The 24,438-nt window shown below is 73.0% G+C and carries 23 protein-coding genes and 1 riboswitch; of the genes, 11 read left to right on the top strand and 12 right to left on the bottom strand.

Going from position 1 to position 24,438, the window contains the following annotated elements:
- Positions 1-58: 58 nt before the first annotated feature.
- Positions 59-1,876, top strand: a complete 1,818-nt coding sequence (locus ACTWLT_RS01340) for a glycerol-3-phosphate dehydrogenase/oxidase (RefSeq protein ID WP_252417474.1) — start codon at positions 59-61, stop codon at positions 1,874-1,876.
- Between the two features lie 88 nt (positions 1,877-1,964).
- Positions 1,965-2,504 carry a hypothetical protein gene (locus tag ACTWLT_RS01345; RefSeq protein ID WP_252417218.1) on the top strand — a complete coding sequence of 180 codons (540 nt, stop codon included), beginning with the start codon at positions 1,965-1,967 and terminating at the stop codon, positions 2,502-2,504.
- 33 nt (positions 2,505-2,537) lie between these two features.
- On the opposite strand, the gene ACTWLT_RS01350 is transcribed toward ACTWLT_RS01345, so the two are convergent.
- Entirely contained in the window at positions 2,538-3,938 is a 1,401-nt protein-coding gene (locus ACTWLT_RS01350) for an FAD-binding oxidoreductase (RefSeq protein WP_445316805.1), read from the bottom strand.
- A 69-nt stretch (positions 3,939-4,007) separates the two neighbouring features.
- Between ACTWLT_RS01350 and ACTWLT_RS01355 the strand changes: the two genes are divergently transcribed.
- The gene (locus ACTWLT_RS01355; RefSeq protein ID WP_445316806.1) at positions 4,008-4,292 is read left to right on the top strand and encodes a DUF4031 domain-containing protein; all 285 of its coding nucleotides are present in this window, start codon (positions 4,008-4,010) and stop codon (positions 4,290-4,292) included.
- Here the strand turns inward: ACTWLT_RS01355 and ACTWLT_RS01360 are convergent.
- Positions 4,264-4,920 (bottom strand): HD domain-containing protein, encoded by a 657-nt coding sequence (locus tag ACTWLT_RS01360; protein ID WP_445316807.1) that lies wholly within the window; start codon positions 4,918-4,920, stop codon positions 4,264-4,266. The genes ACTWLT_RS01355 and ACTWLT_RS01360 overlap by 29 nt on opposite strands.
- A 105-nt stretch (positions 4,921-5,025) precedes the next feature.
- Here ACTWLT_RS01360 and ACTWLT_RS01365 point away from each other — a divergent pair, with 105 nt between their 5' ends.
- Complete coding sequence (locus ACTWLT_RS01365; RefSeq protein ID WP_445316808.1) at positions 5,026-6,261, top strand: FUSC family protein; 1,236 nt, start codon at positions 5,026-5,028, stop codon at positions 6,259-6,261.
- Positions 6,262-6,281: 20 nt separating this feature from the next.
- Here the strand turns inward: ACTWLT_RS01365 and ACTWLT_RS01370 are convergent, their stop codons facing one another.
- Entirely contained in the window at positions 6,282-7,547 is a 1,266-nt protein-coding gene (locus ACTWLT_RS01370; RefSeq protein ID WP_445316809.1) for an aminotransferase class V-fold PLP-dependent enzyme, read from the bottom strand.
- A 46-nt stretch (positions 7,548-7,593) separates the two neighbouring features.
- Positions 7,594-7,714: riboswitch (SAM riboswitch) on the bottom strand.
- Between the two features lie 22 nt (positions 7,715-7,736).
- Here ACTWLT_RS01370 and ACTWLT_RS01375 point away from each other — a divergent pair.
- Positions 7,737-9,218 carry a PrsW family intramembrane metalloprotease gene (locus tag ACTWLT_RS01375; RefSeq protein WP_445316810.1) on the top strand — a complete coding sequence of 494 codons (1,482 nt, stop codon included), beginning with the start codon at positions 7,737-7,739 and terminating at the stop codon, positions 9,216-9,218.
- 12 nt (positions 9,219-9,230) lie between these two features.
- On the opposite strand, the gene ACTWLT_RS01380 is transcribed toward ACTWLT_RS01375, so the two are convergent.
- Positions 9,231-9,398 (bottom strand): hypothetical protein, encoded by a 168-nt coding sequence (locus ACTWLT_RS01380; RefSeq protein WP_210912563.1) that lies wholly within the window; start codon positions 9,396-9,398, stop codon positions 9,231-9,233.
- A gap of 93 nt (positions 9,399-9,491) precedes the next feature.
- Complete coding sequence (locus ACTWLT_RS01385; RefSeq protein WP_089018760.1) at positions 9,492-9,830, bottom strand: GroES family chaperonin; 339 nt, start codon at positions 9,828-9,830, stop codon at positions 9,492-9,494.
- A gap of 105 nt (positions 9,831-9,935) precedes the next feature.
- On the opposite strand from ACTWLT_RS01385, the gene ACTWLT_RS01390 reads away from it, so the two are divergent.
- Positions 9,936-11,288 (top strand): AI-2E family transporter, encoded by a 1,353-nt coding sequence (locus ACTWLT_RS01390; protein ID WP_445316811.1) that lies wholly within the window; start codon positions 9,936-9,938, stop codon positions 11,286-11,288.
- Positions 11,289-11,292: 4 nt separating this feature from the next.
- Here ACTWLT_RS01390 and ACTWLT_RS01395 read toward each other — a convergent pair whose 3' ends face one another.
- Complete coding sequence (locus ACTWLT_RS01395; RefSeq protein ID WP_445316812.1) at positions 11,293-13,482, bottom strand: ATP-dependent DNA helicase; 2,190 nt, start codon at positions 13,480-13,482, stop codon at positions 11,293-11,295.
- Positions 13,483-13,585: 103 nt separating this feature from the next.
- Between ACTWLT_RS01395 and ACTWLT_RS01400 the strand changes: the two genes are divergently transcribed.
- Complete coding sequence (locus ACTWLT_RS01400; protein WP_445316813.1) at positions 13,586-14,092, top strand: DUF402 domain-containing protein; 507 nt, start codon at positions 13,586-13,588, stop codon at positions 14,090-14,092.
- Positions 14,093-14,114: 22 nt separating this feature from the next.
- Here the strand turns inward: ACTWLT_RS01400 and sigJ are convergent, their stop codons facing one another.
- The gene (gene sigJ, locus ACTWLT_RS01405) at positions 14,115-15,080 is read right to left on the bottom strand and encodes an RNA polymerase sigma factor SigJ (protein WP_445316814.1); all 966 of its coding nucleotides are present in this window, start codon (positions 15,078-15,080) and stop codon (positions 14,115-14,117) included.
- 144 nt (positions 15,081-15,224) lie between these two features.
- Between sigJ and ACTWLT_RS01410 the strand changes: the two genes are divergently transcribed.
- The 3 genes from ACTWLT_RS01410 (at position 15,225) to ACTWLT_RS01420 (ending at position 17,939) form a co-directional block, all read left to right on the top strand.
- Positions 15,225-16,166, top strand: a complete 942-nt coding sequence (locus ACTWLT_RS01410) for a PPK2 family polyphosphate kinase (protein WP_445316815.1) — start codon at positions 15,225-15,227, stop codon at positions 16,164-16,166.
- 128 nt (positions 16,167-16,294) lie between these two features.
- Positions 16,295-16,921: a DUF47 domain-containing protein gene (locus tag ACTWLT_RS01415; protein WP_030327784.1), complete on the top strand. Its 627-nt coding sequence runs from the start codon at positions 16,295-16,297 to the stop codon at positions 16,919-16,921.
- Between the two features lie 10 nt (positions 16,922-16,931).
- Positions 16,932-17,939 (top strand): inorganic phosphate transporter, encoded by a 1,008-nt coding sequence (locus ACTWLT_RS01420; RefSeq protein ID WP_445317038.1) that lies wholly within the window; start codon positions 16,932-16,934, stop codon positions 17,937-17,939.
- A gap of 71 nt (positions 17,940-18,010) precedes the next feature.
- Here ACTWLT_RS01420 and ACTWLT_RS01425 read toward each other — a convergent pair whose 3' ends face one another.
- Entirely contained in the window at positions 18,011-18,979 is a 969-nt protein-coding gene (locus ACTWLT_RS01425; protein ID WP_445316816.1) for a Gfo/Idh/MocA family protein, read from the bottom strand.
- Between the two features lie 190 nt (positions 18,980-19,169).
- Here ACTWLT_RS01425 and ACTWLT_RS01430 point away from each other — a divergent pair, with 190 nt between their 5' ends.
- Positions 19,170-20,003 carry an NUDIX hydrolase gene (locus tag ACTWLT_RS01430; RefSeq protein ID WP_445316817.1) on the top strand — a complete coding sequence of 278 codons (834 nt, stop codon included), beginning with the start codon at positions 19,170-19,172 and terminating at the stop codon, positions 20,001-20,003.
- A 69-nt stretch (positions 20,004-20,072) separates the two neighbouring features.
- Here ACTWLT_RS01430 and pstB read toward each other — a convergent pair whose 3' ends face one another.
- Genes pstB through pstS form a run of 4 tightly spaced genes read right to left on the bottom strand, consistent with a single transcriptional unit; the run spans position 20,073 to position 24,188 of the window.
- Positions 20,073-20,849: a phosphate ABC transporter ATP-binding protein PstB gene (gene pstB / locus ACTWLT_RS01435; protein WP_445316818.1), complete on the bottom strand. Its 777-nt coding sequence runs from the start codon at positions 20,847-20,849 to the stop codon at positions 20,073-20,075.
- 17 nt (positions 20,850-20,866) lie between these two features.
- Positions 20,867-21,955, bottom strand: a complete 1,089-nt coding sequence (gene pstA, locus ACTWLT_RS01440) for a phosphate ABC transporter permease PstA (protein WP_445316819.1) — start codon at positions 21,953-21,955, stop codon at positions 20,867-20,869.
- Positions 21,952-23,043 (bottom strand): phosphate ABC transporter permease subunit PstC, encoded by a 1,092-nt coding sequence (gene pstC, locus ACTWLT_RS01445; protein WP_252417202.1) that lies wholly within the window; start codon positions 23,041-23,043, stop codon positions 21,952-21,954. Before pstC ends, pstA begins: the two co-directional genes overlap by 4 nt.
- Positions 23,044-23,081: 38 nt before the next feature.
- Entirely contained in the window at positions 23,082-24,188 is a 1,107-nt protein-coding gene (pstS, locus tag ACTWLT_RS01450) for a phosphate ABC transporter substrate-binding protein PstS (protein WP_445316820.1), read from the bottom strand.
- Positions 24,189-24,438 lie beyond the last annotated feature (250 nt).

Genomic DNA, 24,438 nt, shown 5'->3' on the forward strand with positions numbered 1-24,438 from the left:
CGGCGCATGTCGACACCATGGCCTCGGCGGATACGGTGGACAGGTGCGCGACCCCAATATCTCCCGATCCGTCGCCGGGCAGCTCTCGCCGGTCCGCCGCGCCGCCGACCTGCGCAGGCTCCGCGCCGAGCGCTTCGACGTGCTGGTCATCGGGGGTGGTGTGACCGGTGCCGGTGCCGCCCTGGACGCCGCCTCCCGGGGCCTGAAGGTGGCCCTGGTCGAGGCCCGTGATCTCGCCTCGGGCACCTCCAGCCGGTCCAGCAAGCTCATCCACGGCGGCCTGCGCTATCTGGAGCAGTTGGAGTTCCACCTGGTCCACGAGGCGCTGACCGAGCGCGGCCTGCTGGCGACCCGGCTCGCGCCGCACCTGGTCCGCCCGGTGCCGTTCCTCGTGCCACTGCCGGCCGGTCGGGGCCTGCGGGGCCTGCCCGCGCGGGTCTTCCGCCGCTCGTACTACGGCGCCGGCGTGGCGACCTACGACGCCTTCGCGGGGATCTTCGGCGGTGGCCGGGGCATGCCTCTGCACCGGCACCTGACCCGGGAGGGCGCGCGGCGGATCTTCCCGAGCCTGCGGGCCGACGCGCTGGCCGGGGCCATCCGGTACTACGACGGGCAGGTCGACGACGCCCGGCTGGTGGTCACCCTGGCCCGCACCGCGGCCAGCCTCGGCGCCACGGTGGTCAGCAGCACCCGCGCGGTCGGGCTGATCCGGCAGGCGCGTGAGGTGACCGGCGTCCGGGTCCGCGACCTGGAGGCGCCGGCCGGCTCACCGGACGCGGAGTTCGAGGTGCAGGCCCGCACCGTCATCGCCGCCACCGGGGTGTGGAGCGACGACATGTCCCGGATGCTCAACGACGTGGGGCTGCGGCCCGGCGTCCGGGTGCGCGCCTCGAAGGGGGTGCACCTGGTGGTGCCCCGCTCGGCGATCACCGGTGAGACAGGGCTGATCCTGCGTACGGCGACGTCGGTGCTCTTCGTCATCCCGTGGGGTGGGCACTGGATCATCGGCACCACCGACACCGACTGGCGACTGGACAGGTCCCACCCGGCCGCCTCGGCCCGCGACATCGACTACCTGTTGCAGCAGGTCAACGCCGTGCTGGACCGCCCGCTGACCACCGCTGACATCGAGGGTGTGTACGCCGGGCTGCGCCCGTTGCTCGCCGGCGAGGCCGACTCCACCTCGAAGCTGTCCCGGGAGCACGCGGTCTTCGAGCCGATGCTCGGGCTGCTGCTGGTCGCCGGCGGCAAGTACACGACGTACCGGGTGATGGCCTCCGACGTGGTGGACCGGGCCGCCCGCAGACTGGGCGGCGCGCGCCCGTCGCGCACCGCCGACCTGCCGCTGCTCGGCGCCGACGGGTACCCGGCCATGTGGCGGGACCGGGCCGACCTGGCCCGCCGGCACGGCGTGCCGGTGGGCGTGGTGGAGCACCTGCTGGAGCGGTACGGCACGCTCACCCTGGACCTGCTGGCGTTGATCGACGCCGATCCGCTGCTCGCCTCCCCGCTGGCCGGCGCCCCGGAGTACCTGGCCGCCGAGGTCACGTACGCGGCGCGGGCCGAGGGTGCGCTGCACCTGGAGGACGTGCTGACCCGGCGGACCCGGATCTCCTTCGAGACGAGCCACCGGGGGTTGGAGTCGGCGGAGCACACCGCCGAGCTGATGGGCGCGGTGCTCGGCTGGGACGCGGCCACCCGGGCCCGTGAGGTCGAGCACTACCGGGCCCGGGTGGAGGCGGAGCGGCAGTCTCAGCTGATGCCGGACGACGCGGCCGCGGACGCGGCCCGGCTCGGCGCTCCGGACGTGCGGGGCTACGCGGCCGACCGGGGCGGGGACGACGATCAGGCTGAGTTGCGCCCGTCCAATCGGTGACGAAAAGAGACGTTACCGAAGGGTAACTATCGATAGCGGCCCGGATGGTGGTTTCCGTCGCTACCTACGGTGGGGTAGGTTTCCGCGCGTGCTTTACCGCGCGCGCTTCCGTCTCCTCGTTCCCGTTCTCGCCGTAGCGCTCGCCAGCGCCCTGACCGGGTGTTCGCTGCTCGACCAGGACGGCGGCGACACGCCTCCACCAGCGGCGCAGTCGGCCGGCGCCGCAGCCGGCGGTCAGGCACTCGACGTTCCCACCACCGTTGCCGCCGGGCAGGTCAGCCTGCTCCAGCGGCTCGGCGCCGACGGCCCGCTGCGCACGCTGAGCGTCGAGCGCAACGGGGCGTGGCAGTGCATCGACTGTGCCGGCGACGGGGTCACCTCCCGAGGCACTCTCGCTCCGGAGCTGACCGAACGGCTCCAGGTGCTGCTCGCCGACCCGACGCTGGCCAAGGAGACCGATCAGAACCGGCAGTACCGGCCGACCTGCATCGACGCGCTGACCTCCAGCCTGCTCACCTCCGCCGGGCTGGTCACCTCACAGGACTGTCCGGGCGAGGAACGCCCGCCGGTCGCCGGGGAGATCCTGTTGCTGCTCACCCAGGCGACCCCGGCCGAGGTCAAGGGCTGACCCTCGCCGGGCGCCGCCGGTGCGGCCCCGAGGTCAGAGCACCTTACCGGGGTTGAGCAGGCCGTCCGGGTCCAGCGCCGACTTGATCGCCTGGTGCACCCGGACCCCGACCGGGCCGATCTCCCGGGCCAGCCAGTCCCGCTTGAGCAACCCCACCCCGTGCTCGCCGGTGCAGGTGCCGCCCAGGTCCAGGCCGAGTCGCATGATCTCGTCGAACGCCCGCCGACCCCGTTCCACGCTCGCCGGGTCGGCCCGGTCGACCACGATGTTCGGGTGCATGTTGCCGTCCCCGGCGTGCCCCACCACGCCGATCGGCACGTCGCACTCCGCCGCGATCCGGGCCACGCCGTCCAGCAGCGCGGCCAGCGAACCGCGGGGCACCGCCACGTCGTCGATCACCAGGCCGCCGTTGCCGCCCGGGTACGCGTCGGCGGCGAACTTCTCCATGGCCGGGTGGGCCAGGCGCCGGGCCTGCAGCAGCGCCGCCGCCTCCACCGCGTCGGTGGCCGCGTACACCTCGTCGGCACCGGCCGCCTCGCACACCTCGGCCAGGCCGGCCAGGTCGTCCGCAGCCCGGCTGCCGGTGTCGGCGGCGGCCAGCAGCAGGGCCTGCGCGTCGGTCCGCAGCCCCATCGGCTGGTACGCCTCGATCGCCCGCAGGTGCGTCTGGTCCAGCAGCTCCAGCAGGCTGGGGGTGAGCCCCCGGGCGGCGATCTCGGCCACCGCCGCGCCGGCCGCCGCCGTGGACGGAAAGACCGCCACCAGGGTCAGCGAGTCGGCCGGAGCGGGGCGCAGCGCGACGGTCACCTCGGTGATCACCCCGAGGGTGCCCTCCGAGCCGACGAAGAGCCGGGTCAGGTCGTAGCCGGCCACCCCCTTGGCGGTACGCCGGCCGGTGCGCAGCACCTCGCCGGAGGCGAGGACCACCTCCAGGCCGAGCACGTACTCGGTGGTCACGCCGTACTTGACGCAGCACATGCCGCCGGCGTTGGTGGCCACGTTGCCGCCGATGGTGGACGACTCCCAGGAGCCGGGGTCCGGCGGGTACCAGAGCCCCTGCTTGGCCACCGCCCCGGCCAGCGCCGCGTTGACCACCCCCGGCTGGACCACCGCGATCCGGCTCACCGGGTCGATCTCCCGGATCTCGTCCATCGCGACGGTGCTGAGCACCACCGCGCCGTCCACCGCGTTCGCCGCGCCGGCCAGCCCGGTCCGCGCGCCCTGCGGCACCAGGGGCACGCCGTGTCGCGCCGCCGCCCGGACCACGGCGACCACCTGTTCGGTGGTGCGTGGGCGGGTCACCACCAGCGGCGTGCCGGCGGCGCAGAGGTCGGCCTCGTCCCGCTGGTGCATGCGCAGCAGGTCCGGGTCGGTGAGCACGGCGTTCTCGCCCAGCGCGGCGCGCAGGTCGTCGAGGAGCGGGGTGGGGGCCATGCAGCTGAGGCTAGGTCGCCGACCGCCGATCATCAACATGATCGACTGCGACCGGCTAGCTTGGGCACCATGCTCTACCTGGACCGGCCAGCCTGGCCGTGGCGCGGTCGGCTCTGGTCGCACCTGATCAGCGACGTCTCCTACGCCGAGCTGCACGCCTTCGCCGAGGCGCTGGGCGCACCCCGGCGTGGCTTCGACCGGGACCACTACGACATTCCGGCCGAGCGGTTCGCGGCGGCGGTGTGGCTCGGTGCCCGGGTGGTGCCGAGCCGGGAGCTGGTCCGGCTGCTCCGGGACGCCGGGCTGCGCCGTCCGAAGCATCTGGTCAGCGCGCCGGCGGCCCGGGTGGGTTGAGGGTGGCCAGCTCGCGGCGCAGGTTCGCCCGGGCCGACCGCTCCCACCGGTCGGCCAGCGGCGGCAACCGGAACAGGGCGGGCAGCTCCAGCAGATGTCTGAGCACCGCGGCCCGCCCCGCACGGAAGGCCGGCTCCGGCACGTGCGCGTACTCCCGGCGGATGGCCGCCGCGTAGCGGTCGTAGGTCGCCGGCTGGGCGGCCAGCACGGCGAGGTCCGCGTCGCAGAGCAGCGCGCCGTCGCGGTCGCCGGGGGCCACCACGTGCCCCGCGGTGAGCAGCACCAGCCGCTGCACCTCGGCCACCGCGGGCGCCGGCACCCCGAGCCCGGCGAGCAGACTCCCCGCCAGCGTGGCGCTGTCCCGTTCGTTGGCGTCGCCATCGGCCCGCGGGTCGTAGACCGCGTCGTGGCACCAGGCCGCCAGCCGGACCAGGTCCGCCCGGTCGGCAAGCCCGGCGTGCTCGTCGACCACGTCGAGCACGGCGGTCAGGTGGGCGACCGTGTGATAGTGCCGGTGCGGCTCCTGCCAGCGGGCGAGCAACTGCCGCCCGACCCGCGTCGAGCCGGCGCCGGGCCCAGCCCCGACGCCCCGGGCCGCCGCCCGCCACCGGTCCAGCAGATCGGTCACCGCCCGAGTCTGCCGCATCCGGCCGCAGCGCGGGAACGGCAGGATTCAGCGGCCCCGGCACGGGTAGTCGCGCCCATGGCTGTGGCCCGGGACAAGCGACCTCCGATGGTGCGGCGTACCCCGCTGCGCGAAGGACTGGTGGACGTCGACGGCGCCCGGATCGCGGAGGCCACCGAGGAACTGCGGCACCGCGGCCGAGCCACCCTGCACGACCGGCTGCACCGGGTGCGGATGGCTGGCGGGCTGGCCGTGCAGGCCGGGCTGGCGGCCGGGCTGGCGTACTTCATCTCGCACCGGCTGCTCGGCAACCCGCAGCCGGTGTTCGCGCCGATCTCCGCGGTCGGCACGCTGGCCGCGTCGGTCGGCCAGCGGTTCCGACGGACCGTGGAACTCATCGTCGGGGTGGGCATCGGGGTGGCCATCGGCGACCTCCTGATCTACCTGCTCGGCACCGGGGCGTGGCAGCTCGGCCTGGTGGTGACGGTCGCGATCCTGCTCACGATCTTCGCCGGGGCCAGCGTGGCCATCGTCATCCAGGCGGCGGCCACGGCGGTGCTGATCGTCACGCTGAGCCCGTCGACCCAGAACCTGGAGATCCCACGCTTCGTGGACGCGTTCCTCGGCGGTGGGATCGCGCTGCTGGTGACTGCGGTGCTGCTGCCACTGAACCCGCTCCGGGTGATCAATCGCGCCGCCCGGCCGGCGCTGGACCTGCTCGCCGCCCAACTCGACATGACCGCCGACGGGCTGCGCAAACGGGACCGCGCCACCGTCCAGCGGGCGCTCGAGCGGCTGCGCGACAACAAGGAGGAGCTGGCCACACTGGCCGAGGCGATCGAGGGCGCCAAGGAGACCGCGACCCTCTCCCCGGCCCGCTGGCACCGGCGGGACGAACTGACCCACTACGCGGAGGCCGCCGAGCCGATCGACCGGGCCATGCGCAACAGCGGCACGCTGATCCGCCGGTCCGTCACGCTGATCGAGGACGAGGAACCGGTGCCGGACCCGATGCCGGACGGGATCGGCCACCTCGCCGAATCGGTCCGGCTGCTCAAGCAGGAGTTCGCCGCGGGCGAGGAGCCGGAGAAGGCCCGGGAACGGTCGTTGCGGGCGGTCAGCGAGGCCGGCCGGGCGTACGGCGCCGGGGTCGGCTTCTCGGGCAGCGTGGTGATCGCCCAGATCCGGACCACGGCCAGTGACCTGCTGGTGGCCTCCGGAATCGAACAGGAGGAGGCGAACCGGTGGATCCGCACCGCCTTCGGGGAGCAGGAGCGGCCGATGGGTGAACCGGCCGAGCCGGGCGAGGGGCCGAAGCCCCCCACCGCTCCGCCGGTCGGCTGACCGGGGCGCGTCGTGCCGGCCTAGCCCAACGCGGCGAGCGCGGCGAGCAGCCGGTCCACCTGGGCCTGGGTGCTGCCCAGGCCGAGGCTGGCGCGCAGCGCGGTGGGCGGCAGGTCCCGCCGGCCGGTACGCCCCGCCGCCTCGCTGAGCAGCCGCCGGGCCAGCGGGTGGGCGCAGAACAGCCCGTCCCGCACCCCGATCCGGTGCTCGGCGGCCAGCCGGGCGGCCACCTCGGCGGAGTCCCACCCGGCGACCACGAACGAGACGATGCCGACCCGGGGCGCGTCCGGGCCGAAGGTGCGCAGTTCCACCACGTGCGGCAGGGCGGCGAGGCCCGTGCGCAGCCGTGCCAGCAGCGCCTGCTCGTGGGCGGCCAGCGCGGCGCGGTCCGCGTCGTCCAGTGCTGCGCACACCGCGGCCAGCGCCACCGCGCCGACCAGGTTGGGGGTGCCGCCCTCGTGCCGTGCCGGCCCGGTCGCCCAGGTCACGTCGTGGGTGGCCGGCCCGACGTGGCTGGTGGCACCCCCACCCGCCAGGTACGGAGGCGCGGCGTCCAGCCAGTCCGCCCGGCCGATCAGCACGCCGGCGCCGAACGGCGCGTACAGCTTGTGGCCGGAGACGGCCACGTAGTCCACGTCGAGCGCGAGCAGGTCGACCGGGGCGTGCGGGGCGAGCTGCGCGGCGTCCAGGGCGATCCGTGCCCCGTGCCGGTGGGCCACCCGGGCCAGTTCGGTGACCGGCCACCGCTCGCCGGTCACGTTGCTCGCTCCGGTCACCGCGACCAGCACCGGCTGCGCCGGGTTGCTGTCCCGGCGCAGCTCGGTGAGGGCGGCGGCGAGGGCGCGTACCGCCCCGGCGGGGTCGCTGGGCACCGGCAGCCGGACCGAGCCGCGCGGCCAGGGCAGCAGGTTGGCGTGGTGCTCGCCGGCGAAGGTGACCACCGTCGTGCCGGCCGGCACCGCCCGGGCCAGCAGGTTGAGCGCGTCGGTGGTGTTGCGGGTGAAGATCACGTGATCGTCGGCGCGGGCGCCGAAGAAGTCGCCCACCGTCTGCCGGGCACGCTCGTAGGCCAGCGTGCAGTGCCGGGACAGCGCACCCGCACCGCGATGGACGCTGGCGTACCAGGGCAGCAGTTCGGCCACCGCGTCGGCGGCGGCCCGCGCGCACGGCGCGCTGGCCGCGTAGTCGAGGTTGATCTCGCCCGGCACGCCGAGCACGTCGAGCGGCGCCGGCGCGGACGCGACGGCGGACGGGATGGGAAGCGAGGGTGCGAGGGTGACGGACACGCCGGAACCTCCGGGGTCAGGGACCCCGGGTCTGGTGTCGGGACGGGGTCCGCGCTTGCCCAGCACGCCGATCGGGCTGGGCCCGGTCATCACCCGGGGCACCCCACCGCGAACTCGACGAGGGTTGCCGGCCAGCAAGCCGGGGCTTGACGCTGGCGCTCGTGACCTGCTGGCAGCATAGCGCTGCCGATGCGACCGAACCAGCCGGCGGCGGATGGCTACGCTGACCGCATGGCCGACACCCCGCCCGGTGCACCCCTGCCGTCGTCGCCGCCTACGCCCGCGGCTCCGTCCGCCGGCGAGGCGCCCCGGATGCCGCTGCGCCGACTGGGCTGGCGGCGGTTCCTGGTGCTGGCCGGGGTGGTGCTCTTCATCGCCGCGTGCGCGGTCTTCATGGTCTTCACGCTCGGCCAGTCGCTCGGCGTACGGGCGCTGCTGATCGGGGTGGTCGCCGCCATCCTGCCGGTGCCGGTGCTGGTCGCCTGCTTCCTCTGGCTGGACCGCTACGAGCCGGAGCCGCTGAAGTACCTCATCTTCTGCTTCGCCTGGGGAGCGTTCGTCTCCACCGCCGCCTCGCTCACGGTGAACGAGTTCGCCGCCGCGCGGTTCGACGACTGGGGGCTGCCGGCCGCCCTCACCGGCGTGCTGGTGGCGCCGTTCATCGAGGAGCTGACCAAGGCCCTCGGCCCGATCCTGCTGCTGGTGTTCCGTCGCCGTGAGTGGTCCGGGATCACCGACGGCCTGGTCTACTGCGGGCTCTCCGCGGTCGGCTTCGCCATGGTGGAGAACATCCTCTACCTGGGCGGGTACGGCTACGCCGCCGGTGCCGACCGGTACGGCCCGGCCACCGGCACCCAGCAGGTCATCGCCATCTTCATCGTCCGGATCCTGCTGTTCGGGTTCGCCCACCCGCTCTTCACCTCGATGACCGGTGTGGGCCTGGGTGTCGCGGCCCGGACGGCCGACCGTCGGGTCCGTGTGCTCGCTCCGGTCGCCGGCCTGCTGCTTGCGATGATGTTGCACGGCACCTGGAACCTGCTGCCCACGCTGACCCAGGCCACCGGCGAAGCGGTGATCATGCTGTACGGCTTCCTGGGCCTGATGGTGCCGGTGTTCTTCGGGATGGTGGGGCTGGCGGTGTGGCTGCGTGCGTGGGAGGGGCGGCTCACCGAGCGGACGCTGCCGGACTACGTGCGCGCCGGCTGGCTGAGCCCGCCCGAGGTGGCCTCGCTGAGCAGCCTGGGCCGTCGGCACGCGGCCCGTACCTGGGCGCGCCGGGTGGCCGGGGACGCCGGGGTGCGGGCGATGCGGGGGTACCAGTTCGCCGCCACCCGGTTGGCCCTGCTGCGCGACGGGACGCTGCGCGGCCTGGACCGCAAGCCGGCCGACCTGGAGCGGACGGCCCGCGAGGAGCGGGAGCTGCTGGAGGCGATCACCTCGTACCGGTCGTTCTTCGTGGGTCGGGACCCGCAGGCTCCGGTCGGCGTCTGGGACGGCAGTCGCTACCACCTGCGCTTCCCGGACGGTTCCCAGCGTCCGGTGGCCGCGCCGGACGAGCCGGTGGTGCCGATCCCGGTGGTGCTGGCCGCGCCGCCGCCCCCCGTGGGGTACGCGCCGTCCGGCTGGCAGGGCCTGCGGCCGGCGGCGCCCTGGCCGCCCGGTCAACCCTGACGCGCCGGCGGCTCAGGTCATCAGGGTGGTGAGGAAGTCACCGAGGCCCTGGGCCATGGCGACCAGCGCCGCGCCGATCGCCTTGAACATCTGCGCGGCGCCGTCCGGCCGGAACGCCATGAAGTAGATCAGGAACGCGACGCTGCCCCAGGCCAACAGCTTCTTCACGAATACCGGCATCGTCCCTCCCCAGGGCCACGGTCGCCGGATGGCTTCCCGTCGTGCGCCGGGACAAACGGGCGTGCCGCCGGGGGCGGGTGGCCGGGGGAGCTGTCAGAGGTAGAGGCCGGTGGAGTCGTTCTCGATGCGCTCGGCGGCCACGGCGTGCACGTCGCGCTCCCGCAGCAGCACGTATCCGCGGCCGTGCAGCTCGACCTCGGAGCGGTCGTCCGGGTCGAAGAGCACCCGGTCGCCGGAGACGATGGCGCGGACGTTCGGCCCCACCCCGACGGCGGTGGCCCAGGCGAGGCGCTTGCCGACGGCGGCGGTGGCCGGGATGACGATGCCTGCGGTGGAGCGGCGCTCGCCTTCGCTGCCCTCCATGCGTACCAGCACCCGGTCGTGCAGCAGGCGGATCGGCAGGCCGGCGTCGAGATCCTGGTCGGCGGTCACGCCGGAGACGCTACCGTGTCGGCGGCGGCCGTCCGCCTGTGGTTACGCGCGAGGTGACCCGGGCAATGTGTGGCGGAACTGCCCTACGGTGTCGGAGACGGACGTATGCTGTCCGACCTGTCGCCGTGGGCGGACCGATTCTTCTGCCAGGAGGTGCGCTTGAGCCGCTTCGAGCGGGTACGCGGACGACTGCGCCGCGCCTACCAGTCAGGACGGGAGTCGGTTCGGGCCGACCGGAGCGAGTCGAACGACGTTCCGGAGCCCGCCCGGGTGGCCTCGCCCGCCGCCCCTGGGCCGGCCGCGTCACCGACGGCCACGGTCGTCGGCGCGGAACCTCCCGCGGATGTGCACACCTCGACCTCCAGCCGGGACGACGCGGACGTCCCGCACGGTCTGCGGATCGCGGCCGCCTGGTGCTGGCGGCTGATCGTGATCGGCGTGGTGGCCTGGGCGCTGCTCCGGATCGTCGGCACGGTCAAGATCGTGATCATCCCGCTGGCCGTCGCGCTGCTGCTCTCGGCGCTGCTCGCTCCGGCGGTGGGCTGGCTGCTGCGCGCTCGGCTGCCCCGCTCGCTGGCGACGGCGGTGGTGCTGGTCGGCGGCCTGGCAGCGGTGATCGGCACGCTCACCCTGGTGGTCAACGAGTTCATCCGGGGGGTGCCGGAGCTGAGCGAGAAGTCCTCCGAGGGCGTCCGGCAGATCCAGAACTGGCTGAAGACGGGCCCCCTGCACCTCTCCGACACCCAGCTCGACCGCTACATCGACGAGGCGCAGGGCTGGATCGAAAACAACACCCGCGATCTCACGAGCGGCGCGCTGAGCACCGCCGCGACGCTCGCCGAGGTGCTGACCGGCGCCATCCTGGTGCTCTTCGCGACGTTCTTCTTCCTGCGCGACGGCAACCGGATCTGGCGCTTCCTGGTCCGGCTGCTGCCGGTGGCCGCCCGCTGGAAGGTCGACGACGCCGGCCGGGCCTCCTGGCAGACGCTGGGCGCCTACGTCCGGGCGACCGTCCTGGTGGCCTTCATCGACGCCGTCGGCATCGGCATCTTCCTGGTCGTCTTCGACATCCCGTTCGCGTTCCCGCTGGCGGCGCTGGTCTTCCTCGGCGCGTTCATCCCGATCGTCGGTGCGGCGCTCTCCGGCGGCGTGGCGGTGCTGGTGGCGCTGGTCGACAGCGGCCCCGTCACCGCGTTGATCATCCTGGGCGCCGTGATCGGCGTGCAGCAGTTGGAGGGGCACGTGCTCCAGCCGCTGATCATGGGACGGGCGGTGGCCCTCCACCCGCTCGCGGTGATCATCGGTATCGCCGCCGGTGTGGTGCTCGCCGGGATCACCGGCGCGCTGGTGTCCGTGCCGCTGATCGCGGTGCTGAACACCGCGGTCCGCCGGTTGGCCGCCCGGACGGTCCCGGACACCCCGCCCGACGCCGTGGTCGTCGCCGCACAGGCTCCCTGACCCGTCAGGAGCCGGCGAGGCGTTGCAGCGCGCCGCGGGCCACCTCGGGGCGGGTCGTGTACCAGAACGGCGGCAGCGAGCGACGCAGGAAGGGCCCGTAGCCGCGGGCGGTCTCCAGCCGGGAGTCGAGCACCGCGACCACGCCCCGGTCACCGGTGGCCCGGATCAGCCGGCCCACGCCCTGGGCCAGCCGCACGGCCGCGATGGGCACGCTGACCGCCGCGAAGCCGGAGCCGCCGCCCGCGTCCACGGCGGCGGCGCGTGCCGCCGCCAGCGGCTCGTCCGGCCGTGGGAACGGCAGCCGGTCGATGACCACGAGCTGGCAGGCGTCGCCCGGGACGTCCACCCCCTGCCAGAGCGACATCACCCCGAACAGGCAGCTGGCGCGCTCCTCACGGAACCGGCGGACCAGCAGTGGCAACGCCTCCTCGCCCTGCAACAGCACCGGCAGGTCGGTGCGCGCGCGCAGCAGCTCCGCCGCCTGCTGCGCCGCCCGCCGGGACGAGAAGAGCCCGAGAGTACGCCCACCGAGCGCCTCGACCAGCGCGACCAGCTCCTCCCCGGCGGCCTCGGGCAGCCCGGAGACGCTGGGCCGGGGGAGGTGGGCCGCGACGTACAGGATGCCCTGCCGGGCGTAGTCGAACGGCGACCCCACGTCCAGCGACCGCCAGCCCGGGCCTTCCGTCGCCGGGACGGTGGCGGCGTCGGTCAGCCGGCGGCCCGGCGTCTCGGCGGCCGGGCGACCCGGGCCGGTGCGGGCCGCCAGCGAGGCGGCGGCCGGGCGCGCCGGGACCGGCGGCGCGTCCAGCCCGAGGGCGCGGGCCACCGTGTCGAAGCGGCCACCGAGCGCCAGGGTGGCCGAGGTGGCGACCACGGTGCGCTCGTCGTACAGGTGGGTGGCGAGGGTGCCGGCCACCGACAACGGCGCGACCACCAGAGCCCGGCGGCTGCCGCTGTCGTTCTTCTCCACCCAGGCCACGTCGTGGTCGGCCTCCTCCAGCAGCCGCTGCGCGGTCGTGGAGAGTTCGTCCAGCGCCGCCTTGGCCTGCTGTTTGCGGACCGGGTCGGGATCGTCGGACTTGACCTCGCCGATCGCGTCCAACGCGGCGCGGGTGGCCGCGTCGAGCAGCGTGCACGCCTCGCGGAGCGGGCCCGGCAGCCCGGCGGTGATCCGCCCGGCCGGCGCCTCGGCAAGCCCGACCGCGAGGGCGTCGCCGGCCGCGGTGAGCGCCTCGGCGGTCTCCGGACGCAGCAGCGGGCGGGCCCGCCGGGTGGACCGGTCGATCGACTCCGGCACCAGCTCCGCCTGCGCGGCCGAGGAGACGCGGTCGGCCAACTCGTGCGCCTCGTCCACGATGAGCAGCTTGTGCGGCGGCACGATGTGCCGGTCGGCCAGCATGTCGACGGCGAGCAGGCTGTGGTTGGTCACCACGATGTCGGCCTCGCGGGCCCGGGCCCGCGACGCCTCGGCGAAGCACTCCGCCCCGAACGGGCAGCGGGTCGCGCCGACGCACTCCCGGGCCGGCATCGACACCAGCCGCCAGGCCTGGTCGTCGACGCCCGGGTCCAGCTCGTCCCGGTCGCCGGTGGCGGTCCGCTCGGCCCAGTCGCGCAGCCGCTCGATCTGCTTGCCGATCCGGCCCGCCTCGCCGAGCCACTTCGTCCCGCCGCCGGGGCGGGCGGCCGGGGCGTCGAAGAGCGTGTCCTCCGGTTCCTCCTCGGTGGAGTTGTCCAGTCGCGCCAGGCAGAGGTAGTGGTGGCGGCCCTTGAGCACCGCGAAGGTGGGGCGGCGGCCGAGCAGCGGCTCGACCGCGTCGGCCAGCCGGGGCAGGTCGTGGTCGACGAGCTGGGACTGCAACGCCAGGGTGGCGGTGGACACCACCACCGGGCCGTCCACGGTGAGCGCCGGCGCGAGGTAGGCCAGCGACTTGCCGGTGCCGGTGCCCGCCTGGACGAGCAGGTGCTCGCCGCTGGTGACGCACTCCTCGATCGCCGTGGTCATCTGCTGCTGGCCGGGGCGCGCCGCGCCGCCGGGCACCGCGCCCACCGCCGCCGCGAGAAGCTCCGTGCCGCTGGGCCGGGCACCCCGCCGCCGGCTGCCGCCACGGGCCGACGGGGTGGCGGAACCGGTGGCGGTGCGGGGCGGAGTCACCGTGCGACGGTACCCGTCGCGCCCGACACCGGCTGCGCCCATCCGCCCGCGTGGCGCGGCGCCGTCGCTCCTCGCCCGGTCGGTCCAGGCCGTCCGGTTACGGCCGCGCTACGACGCGTGGGCACTATCGGTTAGGGTGCGAATCATGCCGAGCGACGTGGTCCGAGTGATCTACCGCAAGTACGACGGCAGCGCCCACCGTGACTACCCGGCCCGCCGGCTCGCCGAGGACGACCTCGGCATCTGGCTCGGCGTCCCCGCCGGCACCGAGTCGGTCTACCACGGCCGCCCGTCGGTGGAGAAGATTCCGTTCGTCCTGCTGGTGCCGCACCACGCCTGGTGGACGGGGATGTTCAACCCGCCGCCGCGCACCAGCGAGGTCTACTGCGACATCGCCACTCCGGCCCGCTGGGAGTCCGACGACACGGTCCACCTCATCGACCTGGACCTGGACGTGGTGCGGCGTCGGGCCACCGGCCTGGTGGAGTTGCTCGACGAGGACGAGTTCGCCGAGCACCGGGTGCGGTACGGCTACCCGGACGACGTGGTGGTCGAAGCCGAGGCGGCGGCCCGCTGGCTGTACGGCGCGCTCGGCGACGGCACCGAGCCGTTCGCCACCTCGTACCGCAAGTGGCTGGCCCTGGTGGTCTGAGCCCGCGCGGCCCCGGGCCGGCTCACCAGCGGGGCGGCCACGGGTCGTCGTCGCCCAGCGGCGGTACGTCGGTCAGCTTGTCCGGGTTGAGCTGGTTGAACAGGCCGGTGATCCGACCCTGGTCGACGGCGAACGAGGTCACCATGCGGATCGGCCGACCGTCGGTGTACACCGTCTCCAGTTGAAGGCCGAGCACGCCGTCGACCAGCACCGGTCGGGCCAGCACCCGCTGGGCGTACCGGCCGGCCCGGCCGAACAGGCCGAGCGCGAAGCGGCCCACCTTGTCGGCGCCGACCACCGGCCGGCGGGCGGCCGGGAAGTGCCCGCCCGAGTCGCCGATGAAGACCACGTCCGGTGCGAGCACGCGGAGCAGCGGGTCCAGCTCACCGGACTCGGTGGCGGCGACGAACGCCTGGAGCACCCGGCGCTGTTCGGCCGCGTCGGCGGTGTGCCGGGGCAGGTCCGGTGCGGTGACCGCCCGCCGTGCCCGGGAGGCGAGCTGCCGGGCGGCCACCTCGGTGGTGCCGAGCACGTCGGCGACCCGGGCGAACGGCACCGCGAACACGTCGTGCAGCACGAAGGCGACCCGCTGCTCCGGGGCGAGCTGCTCCAGCACCACCAGCAGCGCGGTGCCGAGCTGGTCGGTGCGTACGGCCCGCTCCGCGGGGTCGGGGGCGTACCCGTCGGTCGGCGGTGCGGTGCCCAGCGGGCTCACCACCGGCTCCGGCAGCCACTCCCCGGGGTACGCCTCGCGGCGGACCCGGGCCGAGCGCAGCACGTCCAGGCAGATGCGGGCGCAGGCGGTGGTCAGCCAGGCGGACAGCTCGCGGATCTCGGCGCGGGCCGCCGGGTCGGCGAGGGCGCCGGCGTAGCGCAGCCAGGTCTCCTGCACCGCGTCCTCGGCCTCGCTGCGGCTGCCCAGCATCCGGTGGGCCACCGCGAGCAGGCGGCCCCGTTCGGCCTCGAACTCCGTCGCCAGGTCCCGCACGACCCACCATCCTTCCCGGCCGGCACCGTCCCGGCGTACATCCTCCTGCCAACTGGACGCGCCGGTTGCCCCGAACGTGACAGCCGGCCCGTCGCGGAGGGCGCTCGGCGGGCGGATGGCCCGCGGGTGGGTGATGATCCGAGGATGAGCGAACCCGAGCAAGCGCAGATCGTGGCGCCGGTCGGCGGTTCCGTGCGGGAGCTGCTGCGGGTCACCGCACCGGTGGATCTCGGCGCGATCGGCCCGCGGTCCACGCCCGGTCTGCCCGACGCGGAGGTGACCGGGGAGCACCGCAAGGCCTGGGCCCGTGAGCAGGTGGAGCTGGTCGGCGGCGAGTTGGGCCGGCAGCAGGAGATGCTCTTCGCGATGGCCAAGGCCGGGTCGGGCCGGCCGGCGCGCCGGGTGCTGCTGGTGCTCCAGGCGATGGACTGCGGCGGCAAGGACGGCACGATCAAGCGGGTGGCGGGCGCGATGAACCCGCTGGGCCTGCACATCCGCTCGTTCGGCCCGCCGACCCCCGAGGAGCTGCGGCACGACTTCCTGTGGCGGATCCGCCGGTCGCTGCCGCCGCCGGGGTACGTGGGGATGTTCAACCGTTCGCACTACGAGGACGTGCTGATCGCCCGGGTGGGCTCGCTGGTGCCGGAGACCACGTGGCGGGCCCGCTACGACGAGATCAACTCTTTCGAGCGTGAGCTGGTCGAGGACCGCGTGACCCTGGTCAAGGTGATGCTGCACATCTCCTACGCCGAGCAGGGCGAGCGGCTGCTGGAGCGGCTCACCGATCCCCGCAAGCACTGGAAGTACAACCCGTCGGACGTCGACTCCCGGGCCCGGTGGGACGACTACCAGGCCGCGTACGCCGAGGCGCTGAGCCGGTGCGGCACGGACGCCGCACCCTGGTTCGTGGTGCCGGCGGACCGCAAATGGTACCGGGACTGGGCGGTGGCCCACCTGCTGCGAGAGACGTTCGACACGCTTGATCTGGGGTATCCGGCTGCCGATTTCGACGTGGCGCACGAGCGGGAGCGGCTGTGTGCTGGGGGCGTGGGGGCGGATGGGACGCCCGAGATGAACGGCAGGTGAACGAACGGTGAATGAGGCCCGACCAGGGGTGGGCCGACGAATTCGCTGTTCCGCCGTTTCCTAGCATTCACCGGGCGGGTACCCCACGGGCGCCGCCACCCTTCCACCGACGCGACGAGGTCTGTGCTGTGAAGTTTTCCTTCCGCCCCACCGAGGGCGCCTTCTACGAGCTCTTCACCAGGGCCGCGCAGAACCTGGTCCGGGGCACCGCGCTACTGAACGAGCTGGCCCTGCCCGGCGTCGACGTGCAGTCGGTCAGCGAGCGGCTGACCGAGGTCGAGCACGACAGCGACCAGATCACGCACGAGCTGTACAAGAAGATCAACTCCACGTTCATCACGCCGTTCGACCGGGAGGACATCTACCGGCTCGGCTCGCTGCTGGACGACGTGATGGACCACCTGGAGGCGGTCGGCGACCTGCTCTACCTGTACGGGCTGACCGAGCTGCCGGCGCTGCCCCGGGAGCTGCACGAGATGGTGAACGTGCTCGACCAGCAGGCCAAGCTGACCGCCGACGCGATGCCGCGCCTGAAGTCGATGAAGGACCTCGAGGACTACTGGATCGAGTGCAACCGGCTGGAGAACGAGGGCGACCGGATCAACCGGCAGTTGCTCGTGCGCCTCTTCTCCGGCGAGTACGACGCGTTGACGGTGCTGAAGATGAAGGAGGTCGCCGACGAGCTGGAGGCCGCCTGCGACGCCTTCGAGCACGTGGCGAACACGGTCGAGACCATCGCGGTCAAGGAGTCCTGATCCTGTGACTGTGACACCCGAACTCATCGCCGTGCTGGCGGTGATCGGGGTAGCCCTGGCGTTCGACTACACCAACGGCTTCCACGACGCCGCCAACGCGATCGCGACAAGCGTCTCCACCCGGGCGCTGACACCCCGGATCGCCCTGGCACTCGCCGCGGTCGGCAACTTCATCGGTGCCCACTTCGGCGCCGGAGTGGCCAAGACCGTCGGCGACGGCCTGGTCACCCTGCCCACCGGCGTGAGCAGTCTCGGCGTGGTCTTCGCCGGGGTGCTCGGCGCCATCGCCTGGAACCTGATCACCTGGTACTTCGGTCTGCCCTCGTCGTCCTCGCACGCGCTCTTCGGCGGCCTGGTCGGCGCGACCCTGCTCTCCGCCGGCGGCATCGTGCAGTGGGGCAACATCGGCGTGAAGGTGCTGCTGCCGATGGTGCTGTCGCCCATCGTCGGCCTCACCCTCGGTTACCTGCTGATGCTGGCCATCCTCTGGCTGTTCCGGAAGGGGCAGCCGGGCAAGCTCAACCGGGGCTTCCGCTGGGCGCAGACCGCCTCGGCGGCCGCCATGTCGGTCGGCCACGGCATGCAGGACGCCGCGAAGACCATGGGCATCGTGGTGCTGGCGCTCTACACCGGCGGTTTCCAGGAGAGCAAGACCCACATCCCCGGCTGGGTGTTCTGGACCTCGGCGACCATGCTGGCCCTCGGCACGTACGCCGGCGGTTGGCGGATCATCCGGACCCTCGGGCGCAAGATCATCGACCTGGGGCCGCCGGAGGGCTTCGCCGCCGAGACGGTCGCCAGCGCGGTGCTCTACTTCAACGCCCTGGTGCTCAAGGCGCCGATCTCCACCACCCACACGATCACGTCGGCGATCATGGGTGTGGGCGCGACCAAGCGGCTCTCCGCGGTCCGGTGGAACGTCGCCGGCAACATCGTGATCGCCTGGATCATCACGTTCCCGGCCGCCGCGCTGATCGCCTGCGTCACCTACCTGCTGGTCCGGCCGCTCTTCGGCTGACCCGACCGGGCTCGTCGACGGCCCCGGCTCCCGCGTGACCCGCGGTGGCCGGGGCCGTTCGCCAACCGGCCTCAGATGTACCGCACGCCGATCTGCTCACGGACGGCGTCCAGCAGGGCCATGACCTCAAGCGTGGTGGTGTGCGGCACCAGCGGGCTCTCGGTCAGCCCGGCGGCCAGGCAGCGCTGCACCTCGATCGCCTCGTACTGGTAACCGTTGCCGGACCCGTCGGCGACGATCGTCTCCGGCTCCGCGCCGGCCCGGTGCAGGGTCACGGAACCCGGACGGAAGAACGGCTCCGGCAGGTCGATCCGCCCGGTGGTGCCCGTGATCGAGGCGGTCTGCCCGCTCAACCCGACCATGCCGCAGCTCAGGGTTGCCAGCGCTCCGGTGTCGTAGCCGAACAGCATGCCGGTGTTCTCGTCCGTCCCCTCCGGGCCGAGCTGCGCCCAGGAGCGGATGTGCTGCGGCACGCCGAGCAGCAGGTGGGCCAGGCTGATCGGGTAGATCCCCAGGTCGAGCAGGGCGCCCCCGCCCAGCGCCGCGTTGCGCATCCGGTGCTCCGGCGCGAACGGTCCGGACACCCCGAAATCGGCCCGGACGCTGCTCACCGTGCCGATCGCCCCGTCCGCGATCAGCTGCGCCACCTGCCGGATCATCGGGTTCGTCCGCATCCACATGGCCTCCATGAGGAAGACCCCGGCCGCCCGGGCGGTGTCCACGACCTCGGTGCTGGTGGCCAGGTCGAGGGTGAACGGCTTCTCCAGCAGCACGGCACGCCCGGCGGTCAGGCACGTCATCGCCGCCTCGTGGTGCGCGGCGTGCGGGGTGGCCACGTAGATCACGTCGACCTCGGGATCGGCGGCCAGCTCCACCCACGAGCCGTACGCGCGCTTCGCGCCGTGCTTGTCGGCGAAGCGCTGGGCGCTGTCGGCGGCGCGGGAGCCGACCGCGACCAGTTCGGCGTCCGGCACCAGCCGGAGGTCTTCGGCGAAACGGCTGGCGATGTGGCCGGTGGCCAGGATGCCCCAACGAGTCATGCCGGCACGCTAGCCGAGCCAGGTGAACCGCCCGCTGCCCGGCCCGTCGCCCGAGGGCTCATCCGCCGGACCACTGTGCCGCTCGGTAGTCCGCCACCCCTGCGCACGCGGTCGGGTGTGGTCGGGCGGCCGAGCGGAGGTGCCCGGCACACCAGCCGGCCCCTCCGGTCGAGGGAACTAGGCTCGCGGCATGACGATCGACAGCGACGGCTTCGCCGCCCCCGCCGCCCTGGTCGAGCACGCCCGCCGGTTCCAGGCCGAGGGTGGCACCCCGGCGGTGCCGCGGGTCGCGGCCACCGTGCTGCTGCTGCGTCCGACCGGCGCCGACTTCGAGGTGTACGTCATCCGCCGGGTCGCCGCGATGACCTTCGGCGGGATGTACGCCTTCCCCGGCGGCGGGGTGGACCGCTCCGACTCCGAGGCGCACCTGGACTGGGCCGGCCCGGTGCCGAGCGAGTGGGCCGGCCGGCTCGGGGTGGCCCCGGATGCCGCCCAGGCGGTGGTCTGCGCCGCCGCCCGGGAGGTCTTCGAGGAGGCCGGCGTGCTGCTCGCCGGCCCGGACCCGGCGACCGTGGTGGGCGACGTCAGCGGCGACGACTGGGAGGCCGCCCGGCAGGACCTGGAGGGGCGCCGGCTCGGCTTCGCCGCGCTGCTCGCCGAGCGCCAGCTCACCCTTCGGTCTGACCTGCTGCTGCCGTGGAGCCGGTGGATCACTCCCGAGTTCGAACCACGCCGCTTCGACACGTACTTCTTCGTCGCCCTGCTGCCGGAGGGGCAGCGGACCCGGGACGTCTCCGGCGAGGCCGACCACACCCTGTGGATCCGGCCGGCGGACGCGCTGGCCCGTGCCCAGGCGGGTGAGCTGACCATGCTGCCGCCCACCCTCGTGACGCTGGCCCAGGTGGCGGCGGCCGGTGATCTGGCGGGGGTGGCGCAGGCGGCGGCCGAGCGGGACGCCGCCACCCCGATCACCCCACGCCTGGACCTCCCGGCCGACGGCGAGCCCCGCTTCGTGCTCGGCTGAGCGCGCCGGGGTACGCCGAGGGGCGCCGGTCAGGTCGACCGACGCCCCTCGCGGACCGGAGCCACCGGCTCAGCCGAAGCGGCCGGTGATGTAGTCCTCGGTCTTCTTCACGCTCGGGTTGCTGAAGATCTTCTGGGTGTTGTCGTACTCGATCAGCCGACCCGGGTCGCCGGTCTTCTCGATGGAGAAGAAGGCGGTCCGGTCCGACACGCGCGCGGCCTGCTGCATGTTGTGCGTCACGATGATGATCGTGAACTTGTCCTTCAGCTGGAACATCAGGTCCTCGATCGCCAGCGTGGAGATCGGGTCCAGGGCCGAGCACGGCTCGTCCATCAGCACGACCTGCGGCTCGACCGCGATGGTCCGGGCGATGCAGAGGCGCTGCTGCTGACCGCCGGAGAGGCCCGCGCCGGGCTTGCCCAGCCGGTCCTTGACCTCGTCCCACAGGTTCGCCGAGCGCAGCGCCTTCTCGGCCGCGTCCTCCAGGATCGACTTCTTGCGGACCCCGTTGAGCTTCAGCCCGGCCACCACGTTCTCGAAGATGCTCATGGTGGGGAACGGGTTCGGCCGCTGGAAGACCATGCCGATCATCCGCCGGACCGCGGTGACGTCCACGTCCCGGTCGTAGATGTCCTGGTCGTCGATGGTCAGGTTGCCCTCGACCCGGGCACCCGGCAGCACCTCGTGCATCCGGTTGATCGACCGCAGGAAGGTGGACTTGCCGCAACCGGACGGGCCGATCAGGGCGGTGACCGTCTTCGGCTCGACGGTCAGGTTGATGTTCTCGATCGCCTTGAAGCCGCCGTAGTAGGCGGTGACGTTCGAGGCTTCGACGCGCTTGGCCATGGTGGTACCTCCGGGGTTCATCGGCTGAGCCGGTTACGGCGGGCCAGCAGCTTCGCCGCGATCGTCAGGATGAGCACGAGGGCGACCAGGGTGAGTGCCGCCGTCCACGCCCGTGCCGGCGCGTACCTCGACGCGTCACCGGCCTGCTGGTAGACGAAGAGGGACAGCGACGACTGGTTGTTCTCGAAGGGGTTGGTGTTGATCGCGGCACCGCCGCCGGCGACCAGCAGCACCGGCGCGGTCTCGCCGGCCGCCCGGGCGACGGCGAGCATCACGCCGGTGACGATGCCGGGCAGCGCGGTCGGCAGCACCACCCGCAGGATCGTCTTCCACTTGGGTACGCCGAGCGCGTAGGCACCCTCGCGCAGTGGCGGCGGGACGAGGCGGAGCATCTCCTCGGTGGACCGGACGATGGTCGGCAGCATCAGCACGCTCAGTGCCAGCGCGGCGGCGAAGCCGGAGAAGCTGGGCCGGCCGTCGTTGAACCACGGCGACACGATCAGCACCCAGAACGCCAGCACGAAGAGGCCGGAGACGATCGACGGGATGCCGGTCATCACGTCCACGAAGAACCGGATCGCGAACGCGAACTTGCCCCGGCCGTACTCGACGATGTAGATCGCGCAGAGGATGCCGAGCGGCACGGTGATCAGGGTGGCGATGCCGACCTGCTCCAGCGTGCCGAGGATCGCGTGGTACGCGCCGCCGTTCGCGTCGCGGGCCCCGATGTTGTTCATCGAGGTCTGGAAGAAGTTGACGTCCAGCCGCTCGGCGCCCTTGCTGACCAGCGTCCAGACCACCGACACGAGCGGCAGCACCGCCAGCACGAAGGCGGAATGGATGAGCGCGCTCCAGGTGCGGTTGCGAGCCGACCGGCGCCCCTCGACCGCGTTGGCGGCGGCGAAGAGCCCGACCAGGTAGAGCACCGCGGCCAGGACGACGACGAGGACCGGGCCGCCGATGTCGGTGCCGTAGACGATCACGGCGGAGAGCGCCAGGGCCGCCACGGCGATGGCCGGTGCGGCGTACCAGGGCAGCCGCCGCGCCCGCAGCGTGGCGGGCTGGGCCGGCGGACGGGTGCGGTGGGAGGTGACGGTGGTGGTCATGCGGCCGACTCCGTGAACTCCCGGCGACGGTAGATGATCGCCCGGGCGGTGATGTTGACGATCAGCGTGATGGTGAAGAGCACCAGGCCGGAGGCGATCAGAGCGCCACGGCCGGTCTCGTTCGCCTCGCCGAACGCGTTGGCGATGTTGGCGGCGATCGTGTTGCCGCCGTTCTGGATCAGGTTGAACGAGATGCCGAAGGTGATGCCGAGGGTCAGCGCCAGGGCGATGGTCTCGCCGAGGGCGCGGCCCAGGCCGAGCATCACCGCGGCGATGATGCCGGGACGGCCGTAGGGGAGCACCGCGGTGCGGAGCATCTCCCAGCGGGTGGCGCCCAGGGCGAGTGCGGCCTCCTCGTTCGCGGTCGGCGTCTGGAGGAACACCTCACGGGAGAGCGAGGTGATGATCGGCAGCACCATGATCGCGAGCACCAGGGCGCCCAGCATGATGGAGGCGCCGAACGGGCCGTCGCCGCCGAAGAGCGGGATCCAGCCGAAGTGCTGGTTGAGCCAGATCGAGAAGTCCCGCACCGGGCTGCTGAAGACGTCCCGCCCCCAGAGGCCGAAGACCACGCTCGGCACGGCCGCCAGCAGGTCGACCAGGAAGCCGAGCGCGGTGCCCAGCCGGCGCGGTGCGTAGTGCGAGAGGTAGAGCGCGATGCCCAGCGCCACCGGAACCGCGATCAGCAGGGCGAGCGCCGAACTGAGGACGGTGCCGAAGGCGAGGGTGCCGATGCCGAACTTCGGCTCCGGGTCGTTGGGGGACCAGCCCTCGTAGGACCAGAAGTTCTCGGTGTTGGCGCGCAGGGCCGGTACCGCCTTGGCGACCAGGAAGATCGCGATGGCGGCGATGATGACCAGAACGGCGGTGCCGGCGGCCAGTGTGAGACCGCGGAAGGCCCGCTCGGCCCCGAACTTGCGGCTGCGCGGCAGCGCGCCGCCGCCGCCCAGACCGGCGCCGCCCGGGGAACGGGTGCTGACTGGTGCCTCGGCCACACGCGCCGAGGCACCGGCGGGCCACTCGTGACTCTGGGTCACGCGCGTCCCGCCGGTGCCGGCGTCGGCCGAGCGGTGAGGGGTTTCACCCATCTGCTCGCTCGATTCGGTTGCTGAGGTGGTGGGTCGGGTCAGGAGAGGTTCTTGACCGCGGTCTCGACCTTGGTGCGAACCGTCTCCGGCAGCGGGGCGTAGCCCAGGTCGGTCAGCGAGTTCTGGCCCTCGGTGCTGGCGGCGTAGCCCAGCAAACCCTTGACCAGCTTCAGCTTGTCGGCCGCGAGGCCCTTGCTGCAGACGATCTCGTACGTCGCCAGGACGATCGGGTAGGCCCCGGCCTCCTTGGTGTTGTAGTCGATCGACAGCTTGAGGTCGTCGCCCTGGCCCTCGACCTTGGCGCCGGCGATGGTCTTGCCGGCCGCCTCGGCGGTCAGCGCGGCGAACTCGCCGTTGCCGTTGCCGATCTTGGACATCTTCAGGCCGGCGTTCTCGGCGAACGACCACTCCATGTAGCCGATGGAGCCGTCGGCGCCCTTGACCCGGCTGGCCACGCCGTCGGAGCCCTTGGCGCCGGTGCCGCCCGGGGCCTTCCAGGCCTTGGCGTTGCCCAGCGTCCAGTCCGCCTCGGCGGTCTTGGAGAGGAACTTGGTGAAGTTGTCGGTGGTGCCCGACTCGTCCGAACGGTGAACCGTCTGGATGGTGGTCGCCGGGAGCTTGGCGTCCGGGTTGTCGGCCTTGATCGTCGCGTCGTCCCACTTGGTGACCTTGCCGGCGAAGATCTTCGCCAGGGTGGCCGGCTTGAGCTGGAGGTTGTCCACGCCGCTGACGTTGTAGGCGACGGCCACCGGGCCGATCACCATCGGCAGGTGGATGGCCTTGCCACCGACGCACTTGGCGTCGGCCAGCGGCTGCTCCTCCGGCTTGAGCGCGGAGTCGGAGCCGGCGAAGTCGGCGGTCCCGGCGTTGAACGCCTGGATGCCGGCGCCCGAGCCGGAAGCCTCGTAGTTGATCGTGGTGCCCTGGCACTTCTGCTGGTACGCCTTGATCCATTCCGCCATGGCGTTCTTCTGGGCCGACGAGCCCTGGGCGTTCAGCGTGCCGGTGGCGCAGTCGACCGCGGCGGCCGAGCCCGAAGCGTTGGCGCCGGGAGTGGGCTCGTTGTTGTCCGAGCCGCATGCACTGAGGCCGAGCGTCGCGGCGAGAGCGAGGCAGGCAATAGTGCCGTACCGCTGGAGCTTCACCTGAGGGGTTTCCCTTCGCGTCTGACTTGGCGCCCCGATCCCGGGGGGCCGAGGACCGGCACTGACCGGCTGACACGAAAGTTAGAAGTGCCAGGTAGCCGGTTCGCCGGTCGCAAGTGAACGCGAGGTGAACACGTACGGCCCCCGAGGTGACCGCTCGCTGAGGGTGAGTTGTCCGTTAAGTGAACCGAGGTACGCCTGTCGGAAGTATGGCCATATTTCCGGTAGGGTGTTATCCCGCCGACGCATG

This window comes from Micromonospora yongxingensis (genome assembly GCF_052601155.1).